This is a genomic window from Alteromonas sp. G5_S2_22_S1, assembly GCF_054968525.1.
In genome coordinates, this window is the sequence record NZ_JBQKUJ010000001.1 from 1 (window position 1) to 25,532 (window position 25,532).

The 25,532-nt window shown below is 41.8% G+C and carries 23 protein-coding genes; 5 read left to right on the forward strand and 18 right to left on the reverse strand.

From position 1 onward, the window contains the following. The 6 genes from ACTRWF_RS00005 to ACTRWF_RS00030 all read right to left on the reverse strand — a co-directional run. Positions 1-231 (reverse strand): hypothetical protein (locus ACTRWF_RS00005; protein WP_462834875.1); only part of this gene is annotated, 231 nt, incomplete at its 3' end. 373 nt (positions 232-604) lie between these two features. Further along, positions 605-985, reverse strand: coding sequence for a VOC family protein (locus ACTRWF_RS00010; RefSeq protein WP_012518321.1), 381 nt, complete (start codon positions 983-985; stop codon positions 605-607). 1,174 nt (positions 986-2,159) lie between these two features. Beyond that, positions 2,160-3,602, reverse strand: coding sequence for a hypothetical protein (locus tag ACTRWF_RS00015; protein ID WP_462834876.1), 1,443 nt, complete (start codon positions 3,600-3,602; stop codon positions 2,160-2,162). 143 nt (positions 3,603-3,745) lie between these two features. After that, positions 3,746-4,105, reverse strand: coding sequence for a hypothetical protein (locus tag ACTRWF_RS00020; RefSeq protein ID WP_462834877.1), 360 nt, complete (start codon positions 4,103-4,105; stop codon positions 3,746-3,748). A 123-nt stretch (positions 4,106-4,228) separates the two neighbouring features. Further along, complete coding sequence (locus ACTRWF_RS00025) at positions 4,229-4,648, reverse strand: hypothetical protein (RefSeq protein ID WP_390374734.1); 420 nt, start codon at positions 4,646-4,648, stop codon at positions 4,229-4,231. Positions 4,649-4,763: 115 nt separating this feature from the next. Further along, positions 4,764-5,225 carry a hypothetical protein gene (locus ACTRWF_RS00030; protein WP_462834878.1) on the reverse strand — a complete coding sequence of 154 codons (462 nt, stop codon included), beginning with the start codon at positions 5,223-5,225 and terminating at the stop codon, positions 4,764-4,766. Positions 5,226-5,947: 722 nt separating this feature from the next. Here ACTRWF_RS00030 and ACTRWF_RS00035 point away from each other — a divergent pair. Then, positions 5,948-6,124, forward strand: coding sequence for a hypothetical protein (locus ACTRWF_RS00035; protein WP_462834879.1), 177 nt, complete (start codon positions 5,948-5,950; stop codon positions 6,122-6,124). Here ACTRWF_RS00035 and ACTRWF_RS00040 read toward each other — a convergent pair. From ACTRWF_RS00040 to pnp, 5 genes are all read right to left on the reverse strand, one after another. Next, positions 6,121-6,852, reverse strand: coding sequence for a uracil-DNA glycosylase family protein (locus ACTRWF_RS00040; protein ID WP_462834880.1), 732 nt, complete (start codon positions 6,850-6,852; stop codon positions 6,121-6,123). The two genes, ACTRWF_RS00035 and ACTRWF_RS00040, sit on opposite strands and share 4 nt — an antisense overlap. A 535-nt stretch (positions 6,853-7,387) precedes the next feature. Then, a complete protein-coding gene (locus ACTRWF_RS00045; protein ID WP_462834881.1) occupies positions 7,388-8,983 on the reverse strand; it encodes a hypothetical protein in 1,596 nt (531 codons plus the stop codon). Between the two features lie 818 nt (positions 8,984-9,801). Continuing rightward, positions 9,802-9,987, reverse strand: a complete 186-nt coding sequence (locus ACTRWF_RS00050) for a hypothetical protein (protein WP_462834882.1) — start codon at positions 9,985-9,987, stop codon at positions 9,802-9,804. Between the two features lie 198 nt (positions 9,988-10,185). Next, positions 10,186-10,479, reverse strand: a complete 294-nt coding sequence (locus tag ACTRWF_RS00055; protein ID WP_012518312.1) for a DUF1244 domain-containing protein — start codon at positions 10,477-10,479, stop codon at positions 10,186-10,188. A gap of 174 nt (positions 10,480-10,653) precedes the next feature. After that, complete coding sequence (pnp, locus tag ACTRWF_RS00060) at positions 10,654-12,765, reverse strand: polyribonucleotide nucleotidyltransferase (RefSeq protein WP_278383442.1); 2,112 nt, start codon at positions 12,763-12,765, stop codon at positions 10,654-10,656. Positions 12,766-13,159: 394 nt separating this feature from the next. Here pnp and ACTRWF_RS00065 point away from each other — a divergent pair, with 394 nt between their 5' ends. Continuing rightward, complete coding sequence (locus ACTRWF_RS00065; RefSeq protein WP_015067154.1) at positions 13,160-13,714, forward strand: HNH endonuclease; 555 nt, start codon at positions 13,160-13,162, stop codon at positions 13,712-13,714. Between the two features lie 46 nt (positions 13,715-13,760). Here the strand turns inward: ACTRWF_RS00065 and ACTRWF_RS00070 are convergent, their stop codons facing one another. The 5 genes from ACTRWF_RS00070 to ACTRWF_RS00090 form a co-directional block, all read right to left on the reverse strand. After that, the gene (locus ACTRWF_RS00070; RefSeq protein ID WP_462834883.1) at positions 13,761-14,711 is read right to left on the reverse strand and encodes a mechanosensitive ion channel domain-containing protein; all 951 of its coding nucleotides are present in this window, start codon (positions 14,709-14,711) and stop codon (positions 13,761-13,763) included. A gap of 130 nt (positions 14,712-14,841) precedes the next feature. Next, entirely contained in the window at positions 14,842-16,089 is a 1,248-nt protein-coding gene (locus tag ACTRWF_RS00075) for a glutamate-5-semialdehyde dehydrogenase (RefSeq protein WP_020743512.1), read from the reverse strand. Next, positions 16,086-17,195: a glutamate 5-kinase gene (gene proB / locus ACTRWF_RS00080; RefSeq protein WP_015067151.1), complete on the reverse strand. Its 1,110-nt coding sequence runs from the start codon at positions 17,193-17,195 to the stop codon at positions 16,086-16,088. The genes ACTRWF_RS00075 and proB overlap by 4 nt, the downstream gene beginning before the upstream one ends. Positions 17,196-17,211: 16 nt before the next feature. Beyond that, positions 17,212-18,726 (reverse strand): sodium/proline symporter PutP, encoded by a 1,515-nt coding sequence (gene putP, locus ACTRWF_RS00085; protein WP_020743511.1) that lies wholly within the window; start codon positions 18,724-18,726, stop codon positions 17,212-17,214. A 441-nt stretch (positions 18,727-19,167) separates the two neighbouring features. Then, a complete protein-coding gene (locus tag ACTRWF_RS00090) occupies positions 19,168-20,220 on the reverse strand; it encodes a DNA topoisomerase IB (RefSeq protein WP_462834884.1) in 1,053 nt (350 codons plus the stop codon). Positions 20,221-20,752: 532 nt separating this feature from the next. Here ACTRWF_RS00090 and ACTRWF_RS00095 point away from each other — a divergent pair. Together ACTRWF_RS00095 and ACTRWF_RS00100 are read left to right on the forward strand one after the other, a co-directional pair. Continuing rightward, the gene (locus ACTRWF_RS00095) at positions 20,753-21,310 is read left to right on the forward strand and encodes a hypothetical protein (protein WP_462834885.1); all 558 of its coding nucleotides are present in this window, start codon (positions 20,753-20,755) and stop codon (positions 21,308-21,310) included. A 237-nt stretch (positions 21,311-21,547) separates the two neighbouring features. After that, positions 21,548-22,378, forward strand: a complete 831-nt coding sequence (locus tag ACTRWF_RS00100; protein ID WP_015067147.1) for an HAD family hydrolase — start codon at positions 21,548-21,550, stop codon at positions 22,376-22,378. A 112-nt stretch (positions 22,379-22,490) separates the two neighbouring features. Here ACTRWF_RS00100 and ACTRWF_RS00105 read toward each other — a convergent pair whose 3' ends face one another. Together ACTRWF_RS00105 and ACTRWF_RS00110 are read right to left on the reverse strand one after the other, a co-directional pair. Further along, positions 22,491-23,195, reverse strand: a complete 705-nt coding sequence (locus ACTRWF_RS00105) for an SDR family NAD(P)-dependent oxidoreductase (protein WP_024016265.1) — start codon at positions 23,193-23,195, stop codon at positions 22,491-22,493. A 20-nt stretch (positions 23,196-23,215) separates the two neighbouring features. Further along, on the reverse strand, positions 23,216-23,746 hold the full coding sequence (locus ACTRWF_RS00110; protein ID WP_462834886.1) for a DUF2878 family protein: 531 nt from the start codon (positions 23,744-23,746) through the stop codon (positions 23,216-23,218). Between the two features lie 151 nt (positions 23,747-23,897). On the opposite strand from ACTRWF_RS00110, the gene ACTRWF_RS00115 reads away from it, so the two are divergent. Continuing rightward, positions 23,898-25,526, forward strand: a complete 1,629-nt coding sequence (locus tag ACTRWF_RS00115) for a diacylglycerol kinase family protein (protein ID WP_015067144.1) — start codon at positions 23,898-23,900, stop codon at positions 25,524-25,526. Positions 25,527-25,532: the final 6 nt, after the last annotated feature.

Genomic DNA, 25,532 nt, shown 5'->3' on the forward strand with positions numbered 1-25,532 from the left:
TTGTTTAACCAATGAAACTTGAGGTTTTACAAGTCGAGGAATAACTCGTTCGGGTTTAGGTAAAGGCTCAGGTTTGAGTACCTCTTCAAGTGATTTTCCAAACTGTAGCTTTCCCAGTACATTTTCTGCAGCTGCACGACTAAATTCGTGATGGATTAACTCATCATTTTGAAAAATGCCGTAATGCGTCCCAAGACTATTATTGCTAATTCTATTAATTTTGAAACTCATTCTTTAAACCGGCCTTTTAAACACCTAACTTTCCAATAACGGGCGCAGACATGTGGGGCATAATGGCGAAGCTGCCCCGCATAACACAAACATGCCTGTCTTGTTAAGTAAGTACTCAGCCACTACGTTTTGAATAGTGCCAGCGTCAGGTTAACCGATGAATGTCTAGTGCCCCTGTTCACGCCATGGAATGCACGGCAACAGGCAGCGATGAGATCGTACTAAGAGAGCCTCTATATGTGTTTGCCGCAGGTGATACCTGACGATGACCATGACAGATGAAGTTAGGAGGTTTAGCTTAGGGAGTTGGACTGACTGCTAGCGCAGCCAGCGAATAACTATTACCTATTGACAGGAGTTGGGCTCATATGTGTTAGCCACGTTTTTCGACTTTCCACGGCGGTGACAAGCGGTTCTCGCCAGCCCAGAACAGTTTAATTTTGTTGCCTGAAGGGTCTTTTAACACAGCCTCTTTCCATAAATACCGCTGTTCTGTAGGTAGTTGCTCGAAAATAACTCCCTTTGCAACTAATGATTCTGCGAGCATATCTAGTTTTTCGGTCTCGAAGTATATGATAGCACCATTTTTAAACTCTTCTAATTCCAGAGAAAGAGAAAAAGTCGAGTTACCTTTAGGGCAGGAAAACCTCGCATAGTGCGGTGTATCTACGATTTGAATAAAACCAAGAACCAGATAAAACTTTACGGCTTCTTCCATATTTTTTACTGGAAGAGTGACTTGGTTCATTTCCATTTAAACCTCCAAGTGGCTAAACCCCCACTAAGGGGCGAGAATACATGGGCTAAAATTAGGAACGAAGTGACGCAGCCCATGGGTTAGCGTCCCAGCGAGATAATTGGAGTCCCCAACCCAAAGTACCGCAAACATGCCTGTCTTGTTTAGTCTTTTTGCAAACGTAATAATGACTGTCTTGTTTAGTACGTTTGGAGCCTAAAATATGCGAGCTCTCCGTTACTGCATTCTTTCGCATCTTGGTCTGTTGTATAAACACAAATTTGCGATTAGTCTGCGTAAGTCTGTTGGCTGCCCCCATTCAAAAGAATATATTATATGGCTATGGATAGTAATTTCTTCATCTGACTTCCTTGTTTCATTTTAGACTGTTTGCTCGTGACTAAAAGGCGTGTATTCGAACTGAAATATGCCTGTCTTGTTTAGTCATTCTTATTCATGTTCATCTGCCTATCCTTAACTCTCTATAGAGTAAATTGAGATAGGCAGTTACACAAAATTAGTTACAGTCTCCTGTCTTTTTTTAGTCATTTTAGTCACCGATTCGTATTGATACTCCCAAAGATGCCTGTCTTATTTAGTCTTATCGTAATTAGATGCTTGCTGTATGGGATTCATATTTAGTCCTGTGCGTAACTCTAAGATATGGGGGCGCAGACACGCGTGCAATGGACATAAACGTGCCTGTCTTGTTTAGTCTTCAAGGCTGTCCAAACCACGAAGTGGTTGATGTTGCTTGGCCTTGTTAGGTGCTTGCTCTACCCTGATTTTGATTTATACGGGGGTGTTTTGGTCGCCACTCTTTTTCTCTTTTTTGAAAAGAACCTTGAACTTCAATTCACCGATTATTTTTAATTCTACCATCAGTGAACACTACGATTCACTTCATTCTTGTTTGCTAAATCAACGAGGCCAACCATCAAAGTTTTCCGCTTGGAATAAGCCAAAATTTATAGTTAATGGAACATGCTTCGACTTAGTATTCCCTCTAATTCGTGCGACATTATTGTACAATTTACGAAGCAGAACAAACCATTGATTTTAAAGACTTTTATTACACCTAACGCCGTTATAACCCGCCGGAACGGAGTTGGTTTGTTTGCGCTAGCGTAGCGTTTAAGCGCAAACGAAGCAACGCAGTGGAGGTCGGGTTGATAACTTTGTTATGTCTTTCTTATCTTCTCGTATGTCGTTTAACGGCTACTAATGTTTGCCATATTAAACTTGCAAAAATTATATAGAAAAGGAGACTAACAAAATCCATTCCAGCTTTAAGTATCTTACTAAAGGGTAATATATTTTTAGATACGTTATTTACGAAGCTAGATATGTTCTCCAAAACCCCATTAATGCTTGGATGCATTTCATATAAAATATTATTTTCGTAGCCTAATATCAAGAGATAGTAAATAATTGATATTGCAATCAAATAAAGAATCGGCTTAACATAGCTTTGCCCATAATTTGATATTTTTTCATTCAAAAAAAGTATCACTTTTTCTTGAGTTTTATTTGTGCCTTTAAGTTCTTCTTTGTACTTTTTCATTTCATAAGAAAAATACTTATTAGCTTCGATATAGTTATGAATTTTATCAAATGAACTTTTTACAATCCTGAACGTTTCTCTATTAGAATTCTTTTCGTTAATGTTGGTGTTCAAGAAGTTTGGAGCTTCTTTTAGGTTTATATTTTCAATGTCTAACCCAGTATAAAAATTTGTATTCCTAAAGTTTACAAAACTAAGAAATGTAGCATAAGTAAATTTGGCTGCATCTTCATTTTCAGAGTCAACACTGTCACCAAAAGAGCATTTTTCAAATCCGACAAAATCATCGAATATACTTTTCTTGATATTGAAATTTCCAAACTTGGTTTCAAATGTATCAACAACTTTAACAAAATTTGTATTGAAAATTTCAAAATCTGAAACAATGTTTTGCTTAAATTCGAACTTTGATTCAAAGACAGTATCTTCCATGAAAAATGATTGAATATTGCACCGATTAAGAATGAATTTATCTTTCAAAATACAATCCATTAAATGGAGCGATTCAATATTTAAATCAATATCATAAGTATTGTTAAAAATTGGAGATTTAAATTCAACACTTCCGAATTTTATGCCCTTTTCAAATCCACAGTCATTAAAAAGCGGACTATCTATTACATATTTCCCATCATCTTCGGAACATGAGCTGACCTCTTCATGAAAAATACAGTTTTGATAAAGCACTCCATTAACATTCTTTAGAACTGGAGCATTAAAAACACTCCACCGCTCATGAAATATGCAATCCTGAAAAAAGAACTCTGGCTCACTCAATTTAATATAACTTGTAAAAAAATGACAGCTATCAAAATGTATTTGTTTTAAGGCATTTAATATCTTTGCATAATTTATCGATGATTGGATGTCAGGTTTAGGGAATGCAACTCCAGAAAAATGACAAAAACCATTACTATCAATTGTATTCTCGGCAACATATTTTTCTAATGCATTATAGAAAACTGATCGAATTTTGAAAAAGTCTAATTTCTGCTTAGAGCAATGCAATATACATTTATCATTATCTTTATAACTGCTTAGATTGCACTCATGGTGACTGCATTCGCTCATTGCTGAACCTCATTGGAATCTATATTTTCTCTTTTAAACATAACGCCACGCTAAGCGGCAAAAAATTGTTGGCTAAAATTAGCGAGGAACGAGCAAAAGCCAACTGTTGTTTGTCCGTTCTTGAGCGCCTTGTTAGGCATACTTTAAACCGATTTTCTAACAATGATTGGGCAACCACCACCTTGAGGCTCCCAATAAATAGTAATATGTGCGTTTAACCCGTTATTCTCAGTTACATTAATGTGAGCCATAGCCAAGTCATTGTTTATTGTAGTGCGTAGCTCCCCTTGGATTAAAGGACCCTTATTTTTGTTTTCGATAACTAAATACATAGTTTGAAATGGCTTTGACTCTAATTCAATTGGCGCTGTTACAATAAAATTGCCATAGCCCTGTTCTACGAGTTTAACTTGGTTAGCAAACTTAGCCTCATCAACTTTGCATTCGCTCGCAAAAGTTGTTGAACTGAGCATCAAAAATATAATTCCGCAGATAGATTTCATTGTATGCCTAACGGCCCGCATAACGGGCAAAAATACGTAGGCTATAATACCGAGCGAAGCGAAGGGAGCCTACGTGTTTTTGTCCCAGCGAGCCCGCGAGCGAGTTTATGCGTTTGTTAGCTTTCATGCTTTTTCAAACCAGAAGTGCATGCTTTTCAGAGCCGCCGATTCACGTTCAGATAGTGGAAAGGATTTAAGTCTCTCTAGTACTATTCCGATTTCTTCTTTTCCACACTTTTCTACGAAGTAGAATACTAGCTCCTCTACGCTTACGTCCCAAGTCGGGAGACAAACTCTAAGCATTTCCAATGGTTCTAGTTTAACTTTAGGTTTGATTTTAAAAAGCATTAAACCAGCATTATTTTGACGCGCAAATGATTCCGGACATGACTCCATGAGGAATATTGAGAATAGCCCGTCAAAAAGAGCTTTAGACTTCGCTTTTCTGAGTTTGTTTTGCAGCTCTCTTCTCTCTGGTTTGTTGGTTGAACCATATTTGTCAGAGTAGGAAATAACTAGTTCTGAAACTTCCGTTTTGTTCAATATTACTCCTGAAAGCTAACGCTAAGCTAAGCGGCGCAGTTGCGTGGGGCATAATGGCGAAGCCGCCCCGCGTAACTGCGTCCGAACGACCGAAGGGAGTGACTTGAGCGCCTTGTTAGGCATGTCCAGATAATACCTTGATTTGCGATATGTCCGTTACCCGAATGTGAGTTTGATAATAGTACTTACCTGAAGGTCTACCTTGAGACATAAAATTGATTCTAATCTGTTTAGCTTGTCCAGTTACTGAGATGGATTTGTTTATGAAATATTCCTGCGGCTCTCTTCCATATTTTGCAACGAATTCCGGGACAATACTGGGGTGAATAGCGACGGTTACTGCACGCGGGTCACGGTAATCCAATTCTGTATTTAGGTAAATAAATGGTCCTTGGTTACCAGCAGCCTTGATATTAAGAACATACTCTCCTTTAACTCCATTTGGCGCTGACTCCGCAGCACTTCTGATAATTTCCATTGTGTCGGAGTAACCAGATTGGGTTGTTTGTTGCTGTGCAGGTTGAGTTGAACTGCAGCCAGTTAAAACCAAAATAAATGCTATTAAAACTACTCTCATATTTATCTCCTTATAAATGCCTAACTTTTAAATAAGGGGCGCAGGCACGTGGGGTATAATGGCGAAGCCGCCCCGCGTGTATGCGTCCCAGCGAACGAAGTGAGTGACTTAATTTTTTTGTTATACACGTGCCAAATCAACCTTTCTTTGAGAGATTATGAATAAAATTATTGGTGCATACATCGCAAATGCTAAAAAAATAGCCTTTGGATTCCAGAGTACGAAAAAAGGCATGTATAAATGATAAAGGGGATAATTAAGACTAAATGCAACGATTTCCGCCCCACTAAAGCCTTGGCACTCGAAGCCCATCAATAAAGCATCTGTGGCATAACAACCAACAAAGTGAGATGGTTTTCCGCCATACTCCAAAAGCGTAAAGACTAAAACTTCACAGGCTATTAGAAAAGCAACGAACGCAAAATAGCATAAGCAGAGTTTTCTAATGAGTAACCAATATTTGATATTCATCTAAGTTTATAACAGTTTACTCGTCCCCAAACCGTCATGCTAATCCACACCATTTTGGGGCACTTCTCCTTTTTTCTTCTTACAACTCTAAACCATAACCAACAGAGAAATAAAGAAAAATCCGTAATGTCGTTTTTAGCTCATTTATTAAAAACACCAAATCGGCGATCAGGTGCTTTTGGTGTATTCACGCAAGCCCAGAAAAGAGATATGCCTGTCTTGTTTAGTCATTACTAGTGGGCGTAAAGTTCTTGCCTAAAATTAGTGGATTAAAAACATGCCTGTCTTATTTAGCCACATTAACCACGCAGTTTGAAACCTACTTTAAGCAGGCCGCTGGCAAAGTGATTCACCTAGAGCAATACGCACACAATCAACACCAGCAACGGGTTCAAGGCCGACAAAGTGCAATGCGATTATTAGGTTAGCCTTGCAGTTTAATAGAGAGTAAGATGGCCACAAAATATATACATCTGTACACAAACATGCCTGCCTTGTTTAGTCTACCAATCCAAAGTACCGCAAACATGCCTGTCTTATTTAGTCCTAGAGCAATACGCACACAATCAACACCAGCAACGGGTTCAAGGCCGACAAAGTGCAATGCGATTACTCGGTTAGCTTTATAGCTTGCAAGACAAGCACAAAATATAGACATCTGTACACAAACATGCCTGTCTTGTTTAGTATGGTAGGGTGAAACATCAGAGTTTCCGAAAGTTATTATAAGCTTTGGCTTAACAACGCTTAAAATTGCCTCATGTACTGGCCAACATATTTCAGCTAATGAAAAGTTAATATCTGTAGCTTCGCGGCTCTGTAAGAATATTAAATTACTCGCACACACATCTCTGGTGTTGATCCCAAGGCTTTCAAATATCCATTGAACTCTTTTTTGAAGAGGGGCTTCGCCACTTGCCCACACACCTTTATGATTCTCCCAACTCTCATCCAAGTAGGCGTTAGTGGTATTTGCAAGCATTGAACTAATACTTTGTTCAACTGGCTTTCCGTTTGCGCCACCTGGATTGAAACCGAGCAAGTAAACATCACTAGGCTTTAGTGTTTCATGACTACTATAGAGAACGCTTCCTGGTTCCTCTAGATATTCAGACAGCGCTTGTTTAGCAATAATAGGTATTTCATTTTTGGTCATTTTTGCCTCGAAAAAAAGTAGAAAAATTTAAGCAGTACAAAAACGCTATCGCAGCACGTTCTTCTTCGCTCCAACTAACTAGCCACACGGTTATCGTATGTCTTTATATTCATTTTTAGTTGCTGCGAATATGTTTTGAGTTTTGCCGCGTTGCCACTTGGTATTAAAGACAAGACGAACGAGTCTGATCCATCGTCAATGCCAATAATTTCTAACACCATGCTTTTTGCACAGGTTGAGAATAAAAAGCCAGATTCACAGACACAAACATGCCTGTCTTTTTTAGTCGCTGGAATATAGCCTTTCTATAAGAGACTCTGACAGGTGGGCATGACGACGCAATGTGCCTAGAGAAATGAACAAATGAGCCTGTCTTGTTTAGTACCGATTCGTATTGATACTCCCAAAGATGCCTGTCTTATTTAGTCTTTGCACAGGTTGAGAATAAAAAGCCAGATTCACAGACACAAACATGCCTGTCTTTTTTAGTCGAATTTGGAGCGCAGCGGAAAATTTGTCCGACAGCAGCGCATTGTTATGTGAGTTCTTCACTGTCAATCTCCTGCGCTAGAAAGGCTTTTTCAACCTCAATTAATAAGTCTGTCATTTGTTCAAGAATGCTATCAAACGCTTTGATCAGCTCGTCGTCTTTTATTCCAAGGCGTGCAATCGTTTTCTCATACTTTGAACCACGCCTATGTGCTACACCTGTCGATCGAACGCCTTGCAACCCTCCCAAGAAGGTTGCTGCGTCAAATCTCACACCACCATTATTTAGAAACTCCGCAAGTAGCTTAATAGATCCATTTTCATCAATAGAAACATGCTTTTTAAGCTCTTTAACATTAATGGAGTCAATTGTAACTTTTACCAGTGATAGTATCTGTGTATCAAATTCTGACTGTTCATTTTTAGTTAAGGAATGCAGGGTTTTTAAACAGTGTGCATCAGCTTCGGCGAGCGGCAAAAAAAGTGGCCAGCCTTTATCTCTTGACCAATGATTCTGAAACCTTTCAAAATATGATTTGAAAACCAAATCTGGGCTTTCCGCATCAGCAAAGGCTCCGAGCATACTTCTTTTAAAATAGGTACCACTCATAGCTCGCCCTTCTGGAGCAAGATTAAAGCTTTTCCAGTAAATCTGCTCGGAGTGAGGTATATCTCGGCCAAGATCACCTAAAAAAACACAAACGTGTCCCGGCGAGTTATTGTCAAAGCGCAATCTCCAATACCCATGCTTATGGATTGCACTATCTTGTACCTCATACTCTGATGAAGACCCAAAATACTTTTGAAGCACTGCTTTATCGAAGTAAACCGGAGTTAAATAATGAGGCGCACCTTTATTTTTTCCGAAATAGTCGGCTAACAAAGAAGGATCACAGGAGTGGAGATGATGATCATGAGCATCACCTTCGATAATGAATGATTCATAGCTCTTCTCTACATCGAATGGGCTGTAGTACTCTTCTTTTCTTGGAGAGCAATAAAAAAGTTTTTTTCCTAGCACTCTAGTGAAAGTGCTATAGCCCTCTACGTACGAGCTATCCCAAAACCTAGTGTATGAAACGAAAGGATCATTCACATGCTCATCCGGCAACCGTTCACTTGTAACTTTGTGGCGCGAATTCTCAAAAAATAACAACAGGTTCATTTGCCTAGCAGACATAAATGCTTTCAAGAATGATTTTCTTATAAGAATTTCATCATCTGAATACCTTACAACCTGAATTTCAGTTCCATTGTCATCATAAACAACATATTTATGATTAACCGTGTCATGGTAAAGCTCGAGGTATAATACTAATTCTTGTAATATTTCTCTGTACGGCTTTCTTGTGCCATGAAAATCTCTATAGATAACAAGCGGTAGATATTCGGAACTATTTGGCTCATACCAGATATTATCTTTGCCACTCGATACTATTGACGGGCCTCCACTACCAGGAAGCAAATCCCACCCATAGCCTTCCATTGCTTTTTGGGTATTATCTGGTGAAACTAAGCAGGAGTATAGCGAGCCATCCTCAGATTTATCTTCTTTATTTAGGTTCTTATAAAGCGGAACCCAAGTGCCCTCACCCAATTCATTAAGTATGAAATCTAAGAAATCGTCCATATCTTTAGGCATTCTAATTATTTTTCCATTCTTGATGGTTACTTTTCACATAACTTTTAAATAAGGGGCGCAGGCATGTGGGGCATAATGGCGAAGCCGCCCTGCGTGTATGCGTCCCAGCGACCGAAGGGAGTGGCTTGAGCGTTTTGTTATAAGGCGATGTTTCTACGAATATAATGCCAAGACCACAAAGAACCGACCACACCTAGCCCACCATAAATACTTAAAAACAAAAATGATTGAATGTCTATTGATGCCAAGTTTTTGCTAAACAATACGATTGGTGTTGCGCAACCAAGAATGAATCCAATACATAAAAATACTAGAAAACTAAACTTACTTGACCAAGCGTTTTTAAGCCATAGCTTTATGAGTGGATAAGCTAATATTGAGCCCATAACAAATGCAATGGGAAATGCTAAAGCTCCAAAGATGAAGGCGGCACTGCCATATGGCAAGCTTAAAATAGTCAAACTTAATGTGACAAATAGAGAAGACTGGAAACTACAGATTAGTATGTGTCTGAACATCCTTCTAGCCTTATAACTTTAAGCTAAGCGGCGCAGTTGCGTGGGGCATAATGGCGAAGCCGCCCCGCGTAAATGCGTCCGAACGACCGAAGGGAGTGACTTCAGCGCTTTGTTAGAAGCAGAGCCTATTCCCTTGGCATTTTTAAAAACTGATAAAGCCAGCATACGATTGATTATTAACACAAACAAGTGAAACAACAGCGCAGAGATGGTTTTGATTTGACTGAAGCAAGCCGCCATTTGAACTGTCGGACGCATTGGCGCTTGCTGACGTTGAATAAGAACTTGGCGATAAAGCGCCTAATGCGCAACCTTTGAAGTTAGTGCGGCGAAGTTAAAACCACCAAAAGCCAGAGCGATTTTTAAAACAACAGGTGAGGGTAGTTGAACTGATTTTTTATTAAGCCAAACGTAGTTTAGGCTGACGCCTTCTAACAGCTTACTCATCCCCGAACCGACATGCTTTTCCATACCACTTTGGGACAATTTCTCCTTGTATTTAAAACTACTTTAACCACAACCAACAGAGAAATAAAGAAAAAAACGTAATGTCGTTTTTCGCTCATTTATTAAAAACACCAAATCATCGTGCAGATGATTTTGGTGTTTTTCACGCAAGCCAAACAAAAAAGCCAGCATAAGCTGGCTTTCAAAACACAAAAAAACTTTCGTCCTAACTAAAAACTACTTCCCTTGCCTAGCAGCCAGCTTCTCCAACTGCTCATCAGTAGCAGGAAGCTGGTGCTTCTCTTTCCACTCTGAATACGGCATTTTGTATACCACTTCACGTGCGGCTTCGTAGTCGATATCAGCGCCCTGCTCGCTCGCAGCGGCCGAATACCATTTTGCCAAGCAGTTACGGCAGAAATCGGCCAAAATCATCAGGTCGATGTTCTGAACGTCTTTATTTGCGTCTAAGTGTTCTACTAAGCGGCGGAATACCGCTGCTTCTACTTCGGTTTGCGTTTGCTTATCCATTATCCAATACCTCTAAAAAAGCGTTTTTCGTTATGGCCTAAATGTATGGCTTAAACGTGTGGGTTAAAGAGTAAAACCCAACCCGTTACAGTCTTTAAAACCTAAAACGAAAAAAGGGAGCCAAGCTCCCTTTTTACTTAAACATAACTAACTAGGTTTAAAACCTAATTGATATTACTCTGCGTCGTCAGACTTAGGCGCAGGCTTTTCTAGAAGCTCTTTAATGCTTAAACGTACACGGTTCTGGCGATCGATTTCCATAACCTTAACGTCAACCATTTCACCTTCTTTAAGGTAGTCTGTAACCTTGTTCACACGCTCGTGAGCGATTTGTGAAATGTGAACAAGACCTTCTTTACCTGGAAGTACTTCTACAAACGCTCCGAAGTCTACAATACGTGTAATCTTACCGTTGTAAGTCTTACCAACTTCAATTTCAGCCGTTACTTGCTCAATCTTGCTAATAGCGATGTCTGCTTTCGCACGCTCTGTCGCGAAGATTTTGATAGTACCGTCGTCTTCAATCTCGATGTTAGTGTCAGACTCTTCAGTAATTTGACGGATCATTGCGCCGCCTTTACCGATAACGTCACGAATCTTGTCTTGGTCAATCTTCATTGTGTAAATGCGTGGAGCAAATTCACTTAGCTCTTCACGGTGACCGCCAATCGCTTCGTCCATTACGTTAAGAATGTGCAAACGTGCTTCTTTTGCTTGTTTAAGCGCAATTTGCATGATTTCTTTAGTAATACCTTCAATCTTAATGTCCATTTGAAGTGCAGTAATACCGTCGGTAGTACCCGCTACTTTAAAGTCCATGTCGCCAAGGTGATCTTCGTCACCAAGGATGTCTGAAAGTACAACAAAGTTGTCGTCACTCTTAACTAGGCCCATTGCGATACCCGCAACAGACGCTTTAATTGGAACACCTGCATCCATAAGCGCTAGTGAAGTACCACATACCGACGCCATTGAAGATGAACCGTTTGATTCTGTGATTTCAGAAACCACACGTACTACGTACGGGAATTCTTCTTCACTTGGCATTACTGCTTGAATACCACGCTTCGCTAGACGACCGTGACCAATTTCACGGCGCTTAGGCGAACCAATCATTCCGGTTTCACCAACACAGTATGGAGGGAAGTTGTAGTGAAGCATGAAACGGCTGTCGCGCTTACCTTGAAGCTCGTCAATCATCTGTGCGTCACGCTCTGTACCAAGAGTCGCTGCAACAATTGCCTGAGTCTCACCACGAGTAAATAGTGCAGAGCCGTGAGTACGAGGAAGAATACCTGTTGCTACGTCTAGTGCACGAATCATTGCAGGCTCACGACCGTCGATACGTGGCGCGCCAGAAAGGATGCGTGAACGTACAACGTCAGATTCAAGATCGTGAAGAAGATCTAGTACTTCTTTCTTGTCTTGTTCTTCGTCTTCAGCAAGGATAGCTTCAAGTGCTTTCTCAGTTACTGCCGTTACTGCGTCTTTACGCTCTAACTTGTCAGAAATCTGGTAAGCCGCTGTCATTTCAGCTTCAGCTAGTGCTTTAACTTTGTCTTTAAGCGCAGTGTTTTCTGCTTCTGGTGCCCAGTCCCACTTCTCAGTGCCAACTTCAGCAGCAAATTCGTTAACCGCGCTAACCACGGTTTGAAGTTGCTCGTGACCGAACATTACCGCACCTAGCATAGTTTCTTCAGAAAGCACGTCAGCTTCTGATTCAACCATAAGTACTGCACCTTCAGTACCCGCAACAACAAGGTCAAGCTGGCTTTCAGCTTGCTCTTCTGCGCGTGTATTTAGAATGTATTCGCCGTTGCTGAAACCAACACGTGCCGCACCAATTGGGCCGTTGAATGGAATACCAGAGATAGCAAGGGCTGCAGAAGTACCAATCATAGAGATGATGTCTGTAGGGATATCTGGGTTAGCAGACATTACAGTAACAACAACTTGTACTTCGTTTTTGAAGCCTTCTGGGAATAATGGGCGAATTGGGCGGTCGATAAGACGCGCAGTCAATGTTTCGCCTTCAGATGGACGACCTTCACGCTTGAAGAAACCACCTGGGATTTTACCCGCAGCGTATGCTTTTTCTTGGTAGTTAACTGTTAGAGGGAAGAAGTCTTGATCTGGCTTGGCTTCTTTTTTACCAACTACTGTTACCAGTACAGACGTGTCGTCCATGCTCGCAAGAACCGCAGCTGTCGCCTGACGAGCAATTACACCCGTCTCTAGAGTTACAGTATGCTGTCCATACTGAAATGATTTAGTAATAGGAGTCACTATTTGTCCTTTAATTTCAATCTTTATTTTATCGCTTTTAAACGCGGCGCATAGTATAACTTTGAAGTGGCGTTAATGCCATTCCCAAATGCAGCCCCACGTGGAATTTGTCGCATTATTTTGTAATCAACTCGGTAATTTACCGCTACCACCTATAGCACCATGACTATATGAAATATCTGTGAAATTTCAAATATTGACTATATTTTCATCATACTGACATAAAACAGCGTATGCTAGAACAAAACGTAAGCTAAACAAGAACGCACATGTCATCTTACATAAAGGTTACAGTAAGTGTATTTATCACAATAAGAACGTCTAATATTAAGGCTTGTTGACCCTTGCACTAGATTAATGGTCACCAGCCTCAAGTGTGCTAAAGGAGATAACCATGTTGGTACTTCGACTTAACAAAGCAGGCATGCCACAAGAGTGGATAGATGTTGAACAAGCCGCAAAGCTTTACAGTCAAGATAAGGTGTTGTTTGAACTAGGTAGTGATGGGATAACGCTTAAAGGGGGGTGGAATCACCAAGGGTTGCAAAGTCAACTAACCCTTTCAAGCATTATTGCCTGTGATGGAAAAGTTACTGACCTGTCGGGTAAAGTGGCGCTCACTAATCGGTATTTGTTCCGCCGCGACAGTTATCTATGTATGTACTGTGGCCAAACATTCACGCCCAAACAGCTAACTCGCGACCATATTATCCCCCGCTCTCGCGGCGGGAAAGACGTGTGGACAAATGTAGCTACCGCTTGCCAGCGCTGTAACCATGCCAAAGGGGCTAAAACGCCTGAAGAGGCCAATATGCCGCTTTTAGCCGTGCCATTTAGACCTAACGTTTACGAGCGTTTCTATTTGATGAACAGGCGCATATTAGCCGACCAAATGGCATTTTTAGAAGGGCACTTTTCTCATCAACGAAATTGGACATGCCACGAATAACAGGCAGCGGCCGAAGTTGATCAACCGACCGCCCTCAAATGCGTTTTTATAAGCCTGTACTTGACGTCGTTTGTTGGTCTGTTGTCGTCGCAGACGGGGAAATGTTGGTGTTAAATTCGCTTTGTTGTTGCATTAACATCGCTTGTTCTTCCTTTTGCGCTCTAAACCACAGGCTTAGCCAATCTGAACACATCTTGTGTTCAAGTTCATGAGCTTCCACAGTTGGGCAAAACAAACTCACCTTTACCACTACTTTGGCTAGTTCGTTCGTTTTGATTTCCACTTCTGGGGCAATACGAATAAACTCTTGTTCTAAATGACGTTCAATCAGGCCTTTATAGCGCTCTGCTACGTCGCGAAAGTATTCGCAATGAGCTTGTGCGCGAGCGTGAAACGCCGGTAACAAGCTATAGGCATTGACTGTAGGCTCATTCACTATTTCAAAAGAGTGCAGACGATAACGACGCATAAAGTTAAGGTTGCGTACGGTTTGGGTTACGAGCTGGCTATTAGGCACATACACGTGCTTTCCTGTGTAGTTGAAGGTCTCGGGATCAACTTCTAACAACGCCGTTTTAGCCCAGTCCATTTCCACCACTTCACCAATAATTTTATTCATTTGGATCCAGTCCCCTACTCTAAAGGGCCGGGCGCCAAGGTAATAAATGAAACCCATGAAGCACTGAATAAACTCGCGGGTAGCAAGCACAATTGCAACCATGAATGCAGCGATAGATATAGCAAGCGTTTGTATTTCAGAGCTCCACACCATCATCAATACAATGATGATAAAGGCGTTCCCTAACTGCTCTAAAATATTAATCTGGTTTCTTCTATCTTCCCCGCGCTGAGAGCTGATGCGCCTTATCAGCAACAGCATACCTTTTTTGATGAAGTGCAATACAATTAAAAGTAGTAGTGATGTTAGCAGTTTATACTCATTGGCAAACGCAATAAGCTGATTCCATAACTGCGTGGGGTCTATCACAATCTCCATGTATGCTCCGTCTGTGCTACGAGGGTAAATCTTTGAATAAAAATAAAAAAGCGCCGACGAATGTCAGCGCTTTTTATTATGAAGCATGTAAACTCGTGGCACAATGCCGACCAGTTATAACTGCAGTCATTTAGTCACGAATTTGACCTTCACCGTTCACAAGGTACTTCTCTGAAGTCAGTGACTCTAAGCCCATTGGGCCGTAAGCATGCAGTTTGGTTGTAGCGATACCAATTTCCGCACCTAAACCAAGCTGGCTACCGTCAGAGAAACGAGAAGAAGCGTTTACCATTACCACACTCGCGTCTACCGCGCGCTGGAATAGCTTACCTTTCTCGGCATCTTCGGTAATGATAACCTCGGTGTGGTTACTACCGAACTGAGCAATATGGTCTACTGCCCCTTCGAAGTCATCAACAACGCGAATTGCGATTTCTAAACCTAGGTACTCTTCACCGTATGCGTCTTCTGCAATTACGTCAGCGCCATCGAAATATTGGCTACCTTTTTGGTTAACGTGAACCTTCACGCCTTTTTCTTTGAAGGCATCTGCCACTTTAGGTAAGAAATCACCCGCTACCGCTTGGTGAACGACTAAACCTTCTAGAGCATTACACACACCAGTACGCTGTGTTTTACCGTTTAGAAGAATGGCTAACGCCTTTTCTAAATCAGCGTCTTTATCCACGTATAAATGACACACGCCTTTAAAGTGCTGAATTACTGGTACTTTTGCGTTATCAGTAACGTAATTAATAAGACCTTCACCACCACGAGGGATAATTACGTCAATGTAATCACGCTGCTCCATCAACTCTTGCATAAGCGCACGATCTGGATTTGGAACCACGGTTACCAAAGCTTTCGGCAAGTTGTGCTTTTCGAGTACGTCTTGCATTAACTCAGCAATGGCTAAGCTGGTATCAAGCGCTTCTTTACCACCACGTAATATAACTGCATTACCCGATTTGAAGCACAGCGCTCCTGCATCGGCAGTAACATTAGGTCGTGCTTCGTAAATCATGCACACAACGCCAAGAGGAATACGCATCTTTTTGATTTCGATACCGTTTGGACGTGTACCGATAACGCGCTCTTTACCTACCGGATCGTCAAGCTCTACAATAACTTCAATCCCTTCTGCCATAGATTCGATACGCTCTTCATTAAGAATTAAGCGGTCGATCATTGCAGCGTCTAAATTGTTGTCTTTCGCTCGCGCTACTTCTTTTTCGTTTACTTCAATTATTTTGCTTTTATTTTCACGAATAGCCGCGGCCATATCAGTTAACACCGCGTTTTTCTGGCTCTCACTTAAAATCGCCAGTGTACGTGCAGCTTTTTTCGCCTGTTGTGCTAACTCTGTAATAATACTCATTCTTTCTCCAGATTTGCTATGTGCTGATCAGAAATAATTGGCCCCGTTTTTTCTTCAAACTCGTGGGCAAATTCGTCGTTTTCCTGATTCGCAATGAAATTCAATAAACAGCTACTGTAATTCGATTTCGCTTTCACCAGCTTAGTACCGTCTTCTTTACGTACTAATATGGTGTCGCCGACCGAGAACTCACCTTTCACGTCAATAATTTCGCTGCTGGTAAGCTGCTCTGCGTCGCTGTGTAGAGAGTCATCGAAATCTCCCTCTACTATAACCTCGCCCTGCGCGTTTGACGTATGGCGCATCCAATGCACGTTTTCTTGCATTGGCTTGGCGTGAGGTTTGAAATGCGTACCCGGGTTTTCACCCGACAACAGCATATTAAACGACAGCTCAGTAAAGCCGTTAATAATATATGTATCTATACCATGCGAAACGGCTTTTTCCGCCGCTTCAATTTTTGTGCGCATGCCGCCGGTGCCTACACCGCCTTTAACCGCACCACCAGCCATGTCATAAATGCTTTGGTCGATGGTATCAACCGACTTGAGCATTTTTGCGTCGTCATGTTCGTGGGGGTTCTTATCGTACAACCCATCGATGTCTGAACAGATAATCAGTGCGTCTGCTTCAGCTGCCGACGCTACCATGGCTGACAAGTTATCGTTGTCACCTACTTTCAATTTATCAGTAGTGACCGTGTCGTTCTCGTTCACGATAGGTAGAATATTGTTATCCAATAAGCTAAATATCGTTTCACGGATACTCACGTACCGCTCTCTGTCGCGCAAGTCGGCGTGAGTTAGAAGCATCTGTGCCGAAGGGAAGTCAAACAGTCTGTCCCATGTGGCAATCATTTCGGTTTGGCCTGCAGCTGCCATTGCTTTTTTAACCGCAATATCAGATTTTTCTTGCTCTGGAAACAAATGCGCGCCAGCTGCGACTGAGCCAGAAGACACCAATACTACCTGTGTGCCGTTGGCTCTGCATCGCACGATAAACTGTGCAATACTCAGCAAATAGTGACTGCTACAACCTTGCTGGTTGGGCGATATTAATGCACTACCTACTTTGATGACTACGCGTTTCCAATTAGGATGACTCATAATAAACTTTTTAACCTTAAGATTGTTGATTCGCTAATTCTTCACTGGCTTGCGCAAACGTTGCCTGTACGTTTTTCGATGGGTTCTCGCCGAAACGGCTTACCCCATAAAGTGTTAACGTACTTACCGCAAACCCTGGAATAATTTCATAAATAACGCTGCTTAACGTTTTACCGTCAGCTAAAACCGGGGCATAAATCCAAAACAGCACGGTTACCGCACCACTCACCATACCTGCCATGGCCGCTTTCGCTGTTAGGTCCTTTTTATACAGACAAAACAGGACTAATGGACCAAATGCAGCACCAAAACCGGCCCAAGCGTTACTTACTAAAGATAAAATTGTATTTGACGCGTCCATAGCTAGCAGTAGCGCAACAACTGCAACCCCCGCTACACCATAACGCCCGATTGTTACCGTTTGCTTTTCGCTAAGTGTTTTTTGTGGTGACTTTTTATTCACCAATACGCGATAAATGTCTTCCGTTAATGAACTCGCACTAACAAGTAACTGTGACGAAATTGTACTCATAATCGCTGCCAAAATAGCGGCCATCAAAAAACCACTAATAAGTGGATGAAACAGCAATTGAGAAAAAATAATAAAAATTGTTTCAGGGTCGTCTACCGCTAAGCCAAACTGATTGGCATAAGCAATACCGACAAACCCGGTCGCTAAAGCGCCTATGATTGTCACTGTCATCCACGACATGCCAATGTTGCGCGCAGTGCTAATAGCGTTAACTGAACGAATAGCCATAAAGCGAACAATAATGTGTGGCTGACCGAAATAACCTAAGCCCCACCCTAAACTTGATAACAAACCTACGATGGTCAGTGTTTCAAGAGACGCCGAAAAATCCGGTACAGATTGATAAGCTGCACTTGTCATCTGCGAAACACTATCGAATTCAGTAAAAGCAACAATTGGCACCAGTACCAGTGCAACGAACATGATACAGCCTTGAACGAAGTCGGTAAGACTCACCGCTAGGAAGCCGCCTAGCAATGTGTAAGACACCACCACACCCAGCGTGATAAACAAGCCAAGTTGATAGTCTACTGAAAATGCACTTTCAAAAAGCTTCCCACCCGCTACAAGTCCTGCTGACGTGTACAGTGTAAAAAACAGTACAATAATTACCGCAGACACAATACGTAAGCTCGCGTTGGGCGTATTAAAGCGTTTTGCAAAAAACTCAGGCACGGTTAACGAGTCGTCAGCTACTTCGGTATAAACACGAAGTTTGGGCGCGACTAAAAGATAATTGGCTAATGCACCCGCTACTAACCCTATTGCAATGTATACGGCATCGAAACCGGTTAAATACATTGCGCCAGGAAGGCCCATTAACATCCAACCTGACATGTCAGATGCACCCGCTGATAGCGCGGTAACTTGAGGGCTTACTTGTCGCCCTCCTAAGATGTAACCAGAAATATCACTGGTAGATTGTCGGTAAGCAAACAACCCTATCCCTAGCATTGCGATAAAATATACTGCTAGTGACAGGTAACTTTCCATTGGCATAACGTGGGTTATTTCCTCTATTGCTCTCGAAAACTCTATATTGATTATTGCGAGAGGTCGCTAAAGACCTTTAAATGAAATTAGTGCGTTTGCCTGTGTGAGTAACAAAGGCGCCTTTCAAAAACGCTTTAGTAAAAAACCATTTTAGAAATTTTTAAACGCAAAATTCAATCGAGCAATAATCATTAGAGTTCAAACAATATAAGGATTTGAAAAAATATTTCAAGTTTAATTTTTATACAACTTGATTTAAAACACATTCATAGGCTTTTCTGTACCAACAATGTTTCACATAACATTTCACTTTTTTAAAATTAAATAACCCTTATTATTCAACAAGCTACAGAGTTGGCGTAATGCATGAAACATTTTAACTTTGCGCAAAATGGTTATAAATCACCCCACTTTACTTCTAGCTAAAACATTTTTAGGGTAAACCCATCACTCATTGCTCTTAGTAGAAATAACATCCAAAAGAAGCTTTTCTACAGGCAGTAAGTGCGTGATATGTGTACAATCTTCACCGGCCAGCGATCGCACACGATTTAGCGTGTTTTCGAAAGCTTCCCCCTGGTTTTTAATAGCAAATAGTTTCGGGTGAATATAATATTTTCTGCAAACCGCTGGCGTATTGCCTAGTTCAGCTGATACGGTTTTACTTAATGTGCTTTCCCACTTTTTAGTTTTTGAACTTGCTACACGTTCATATACGTTGGGCATCACCGTTAGGGCAAAACGGCTCGACGCCCAAGTCCTAAAGTCCTTACAACTAAATTGTTCGCTCAGCTTCTCATGTATAAACGCGTTCACATCTTCGCTCGTTACATCGTGCCATTGTTTACGGTTATCTTGATAGCGAAATAAGCAATAACCTTGTTGTTGTGCGCAATCACATATTAAAGACGCCAATTCTGGGTCATTCACTTTCAGGGTTCGCGGTTTGCCATGTTTTCCTATGTACGCAAGTTCTACACTGTCGTCGCACTGCGCCTGAACGTGTTTGCGTCGCAGCGTCGTAAGCCCATAGGTGTTGTTCTCTTTACTGTATTGCGTATTCCCTACCCTAGCGCCGGTGTAGTCTAATAAAAGACAAACAAGCGCGCATGCGCGCTCTAGCGTCCAGGAAGATTGAGAAATGAGAGAAATGCAATGCTCTCGAAACGTTGGAAGGGCATTGCCAAAAGCAATCAACCGCTCAAACTTTTGTACCTGCTGTTGCTCATGCCACTTCTCATGATAAATGTATTGCTTACGGCCTTTTTCATCGTACCCAATCGCCTGAACACTCGCCTTACTGTCGCGGCTGATAAAGGTATCGCGCCAATTCGGTGGGATAACTAGTTTCTTTATGCGGTTTATCACACGTTGACCGGTAACTTTCTTACCACTGGCGTACCGATAGTAAAGACGTTTATTTCCGCACGCAATGCGCTTAATTGATAGGTGGCTATCATCTTCATGCACATTACAATAGCCTTTTATCCGGTTCTTCAAAGCATTCTCCCTTTTAGCGCGTTCCGTATTAATACAGGTTTATGGTTTTATGAACCGCCTGACTGTGAATACAAATTACAAGTTATACAGAAGAATTGATCACATCATCTTTTAATAGTGCGCCTGCTTTCGATTATTACTCGCTAAATACGCTGTAACGTTTTTTCACTGCCCGTGTAAAATAATCTCAATAAGGTAATGTTAACATTAGCACCCGCATGGCTTAGCGGGTAAATCTCTGTGCTTCCCACCTAAACTTATACCTAAAAACCTTCTTTAACCCCTTTTAGCAATGCAATTAAAGTCGTTATAAAACAATCTGTTAAAAGATTAAAATAACTGATTTAAACTAAAGTATAAAGCGCACAATACGTTCATAGGAATGCAACTTGTATAGATAGATACATTAGAGAAAACTGTTAGCTGTTACCGTGTAACGTAAGTCTTTTTACCACTGTGAAACGTTTAGCGAAGAGACGTTGAAACTAGGGTTTGCTAGGCACACGGTTTAAATTGAAGTAAGGATTTAATAATGAGTATTCAAAATTCAGACAATGAAAATTTCAGAGCCAGCGTTGTTTCTAACGATGAACTACAAGTAGTAGCGGTGTTCACTTCTAAACAAAAAGTGAACGAAGTTATCAATCTTGTACAAGATGAAACATCAGTGGAAACCTCTCAAATTGAAGTGGTGGAAGCGGGCGATGCAAAAATGAGTGAAAAGCTTGAGCGCAACAGTGCATCTATCGGTAAGAGTATGTGGTCGTCTCATTTACTGCTTGGTGCTGTAGGCTTAGTTGTCGGGCTAATTGCTGCGTTTCTGCTTACGCAGTTTGGCCCTGCTTTAACGCAGCTAAACCCTCTGTTTACCTATATCGCACTAATAAGTCCGGGCTTATTCATCGGTTTGTTTGTGGCCGGTTTGATTGGACTGCGCCCTGACAGAAATGAAGTAATACAGACAGTTCGTCATGCGGTTAGATATGGTAAGGTTGCACTTGTTATTAACTTAAAGAAAACGCAATCGGCTTCGCAAGTCACTAAGCTACTTAAGCAACATTCAGATAATGTTGTCGAGTCTATTCGCTAGTCGGGTTTGTCAGCCACGCATCACCTTGGTAAAGCAAAGGAGCGATTATGCTAAACCATGCTTATCATGTATTGGATGATAGATGATAGATGATAGATGTTAGGTGTTAGATGTTGGGTGTAGTGTACGCTACTTAGCAATTATCTTAAGAGGCAATATACGAACCATTGGCGTATATTGCCTTTCGCGTTATTCAAAACCTTATTATTACTGTTGTAGAAACTGGGCATCAATTGTATGGATTTAATATTTTTTGATTTAGACGGGACATTATTGAACAAGTCCTCTCAAATCTCATCGTTTACCAAAGAGACCTTAGCACTACTCGGTGAAAAAGATATCGCCTTTACCGTCGCGACAGGGCGCACTATGCATTCTGCTCAGTTCGTATTAGAGGGGCAGTCTTTCTTGCTGCCTCATATTTACAACAATGGTGTCGCAATTTGGGACCCGTCGGGCAATGCCCTTACGTTAGAAAACCTTTTAGCGCCAAGTGAAGTTAACCTTATTATTGAGCATGCAGTCAAAAACAATATTACGCCATTTATCAATACGGTGAATATGGACAGCCCTAATCACGAACATGTGATTTATCATTCGACACCTAAATACCAAGTAGAGCGTGATTTAATTGAAAAATATTTTTCTAGAACTAAGGCGAAACTTGCCACTATTGAATCACTTCCGGCAACCGCGCATATAACCAATATCAGCATGATTGGAGATGCAGCGCTTGTATACGATATGTATCAACAATTAAACATGCATGATGAACTTATCGCCTACTCTGGCCCAGCAATAGAGGGTGACGAGTACCGTTGGATGGATGTGCACCACAAGCTAGCGAGTAAAGGCAGTGCCGTTGAGCTTTTGAGAAACCAGCTTGGCGCCAGCAATGTGATTTGCTTTGGAGATAGTGACAACGACTTAAGTATGTTTGAACTTGCGGATGAAGCCTACGCGCCATCGAATGCTAAACCTTATATCAAAGACGCAGCAACATCCGTTATTGGCCACCACGATGAAGACGGCATAGCTCGCTTTTTAAGAGAGCGTTTTTCACTCTAGGTAGTGATAGAACGTAAAAGCACCGCTTAGGCGTAAAGTAACGAACACGCTACGCAACTTTCGTTATACCGGCCCAGTCGAGATTCTCTAACTGGGCCACTAGCATGAATAATTACCAGTCGATAGGCTCTCGGTCTTTTAGAAATTGACCGTGCGGGCCGCCCTCCTCGATGGTCGCTAACCAAATAGCAGTGTCAGCCCCTTCCTTAGGTGTCTTAGGCGCATCGCTGCCACCCATTCTGGTGTGTACCCAACCTGGTGTCATACTATTAACTTTGACATTGAGCGAGCCGCTATCGGATGCTTCGTCTACCACTGCTGCCATCTTCACTGTTAACGCGTTCAACGCGGCTTTCGACACCGCATAGCTAAGTGGCCCCTTTAACCCTTCAGCAAAACTACCGTAGCTTGAACTCACGTTAATAATTCTACCAAACCCACGGTCGATCATTTGGGGAAGGGTTTGCTGAATAAGGGTAAGCGGCGCATTCACATTAACTTGCATAGACTTGGCAAGCGTCTCTGCGTTAACCTCATCCCAGGGTGTATCATCTAACACCCCAGCGTTATTGATTAAAATATCTATGGGGCCATACACGGCTTCTGTACGAACGAGGGCGTCTACAATAGCCGTTTCGTTGTCTAAGGGCATTTCTATAATATGAAGGTCTCCGCCAACGGTATCTTTTTTCGCTTCAAGACCTGATTCTTCGTCTCTACACCCCATTAGCACTTTGTAGCCTTTCGAGAGCATTCCCTTTACTATTTCCAAACCTATTCCGCGATTGCCACCGGTAATTAAAACGTTCTTCGTCATTGCCAATACACTCCTTGCTTTCACGCTTGGGGCAGTTTTGCCTCAAAACGATTGGATAGATAAAAACAAAGTGGGAACACCACGCTCCACACTAGGGCGATGAAAATATAAGAAAACAGTATGCTCGCACCAAGCTCAACGGCACCAAATTTAGCGCCGGCAATGTAACTAAGTGGAGCGAATACAGCGCCTGCGATAGAAGCAAGAACAGGGCGGCCTTTGAACACGGTCAAACTGTGATATACGGTGCCGGCAAACGCAACCCAAAGCAAACTCAGCCAAATAGGAATGGGCCAAAAAGAAAGCAGCGCCTTTGTCTCGTTGAAAATGAAAAGACCACTGTAAGTGAGCAGTGCGTCAACTAGCGTGCCTAACACAAATACCGCGCTCATCAGCTTAATATCTTCTATGCGTTTTGAAGACAAAAAGAGCCAAAGCGCAATCAAGCCCAAAACAGGTATCACGGCTTGGTTCTGAAATAGAATAACGAGCCACCAAATCCCCTGAAACCAGGCGAAGTTTACTACTTTAATTACTGCACTATCTTTCATTTAAAACACTCATATTTTCATTATCAAAGCATACGTTAGCCAGAACGTGTTAGTTCAAACCTATTACCTTAAAAAGTAAACGAAAACACTGTTAGGCAAGTATAGATGCATAGGCTATTTACTTTTTCCAATTACAAAGGATGTGTCTAACGTGAAAATGGTGAAGTATTACGTACTAGGTGCAATTGCAGCCTTAGTATTAACGTTTATCTTACCGATAATCGTATTGAAATTGCTGTTTGGATGGGTTGCTTTTTCACTAATAGCAGTCAGTAGCGCATACTTGCTGAACTACCCTAGCCTCTTTCGTAAACGCGAAGACGGCTCTATTCCATTTTATATTCGCTGGGTTTTCATTCCTTTTCTATTAGGTACTGGGCTTTACAATGCGTATGCGCGCCGAACAGATAAAGTACCGCCGCTTCAAAAAATCGAGCCCAATTTGTTTTTGGGCTGTCGAATGTCAAGTAAACACGTTCCTTTGCTTAACAAAAATAATATCGACGCTATTTTAGACGTGACAGCTGAATTTGATGGCCTTGACTGGACGGCCTACCAAGAAGATTATCGCTATTTAAATATTCCCGTGCTGGATCATACAAGCCCCACACCTGAACAGTTAGTATTGGCCATTAACTGGCTAAACCAACAAATATCGGCAAACAAAAATGTGGTTGTTCATTGTGCGCTTGGTCGTGGCCGCTCTGTATTAGTCGTTGCCGCCTATTTGCTTGCGAAGAATCCAGACTTGACCGTAGAGCAAGCACTTTCACAAATAAATCAAATCCGTCAAACGGCAAGGTTGAATAAACGCCAATTGGCATCGCTTCAAAAAGTAAGAGACGGCGGGTTGTTGTCACTTCAAAAGAAACTAACGCTTATCGTCAACCCCGTATCAGGTGGTGGAAAATGGGCGCAGTATAAAGAAGATGTATTATCTCGGCTTAACGAAAAATTTGAAGTTACCGTAAAAGAAACCACACCGGACGTTGACGGAAAAGCTCTAGCAGAAGCGGCAAGAGATGACGGCGCTGACATTGTAATAGCGTGTGGTGGAGACGGTACCTTAACCGAGGTGGCATCGGCGCTAGTTAATACAAACGTTACCATGGGCATCATCCCTTTTGGTACTGCGAATGCGTTAAGCCAGGTATTGCACGGCTATATCAGTAAAGTAATGCCTGTTAGTACCGCTTGCGACATCATCATCGAAGGGAATACGCTTAACATTGATACCGCCACATGCAACGACCGTGTAATGCTGTTGGTAGCAGCGGTAGGCTTTGAAGAAAAAATGATTTCATCTGCCGACCGTGAAGAAAAAGATATGGGTGGGCAATTCGCCTATTTAAAAGGTTTATGGAACGCCATATCCAACAACGAAAACATGACTTTTAGCGTTGAAATAGAAGGTCGCGAAGCCGAGAATTTTGAAACTCCAAGCTTTGTTATTGCTAATGCAGCGCCGATGACTACAGCACTCGCCCAAGGTGCAGAGCAACCTAATATTACAGATGGCAAGTTAGACTTAACATGGCTTGAGCCACAAACCACATCCGACAAACAATTTTTGTCGCTAGCAGAGCTTGTGTTAAGCCCTGCTGATGCAAAAAAACAATCAGATTCTATACGTCATGAACGCGCAGCAACTATCACTTTAACGTTTGATAAACCGACAGCCTATGCCGTAGACGGCGAAATTTATGAAGGGAACTCACTTACAATAAAAACCGTTCCTCGCAGTCTTACAGTGCTGACAAATTTTAGCAATAAGGATTAAGTAGTC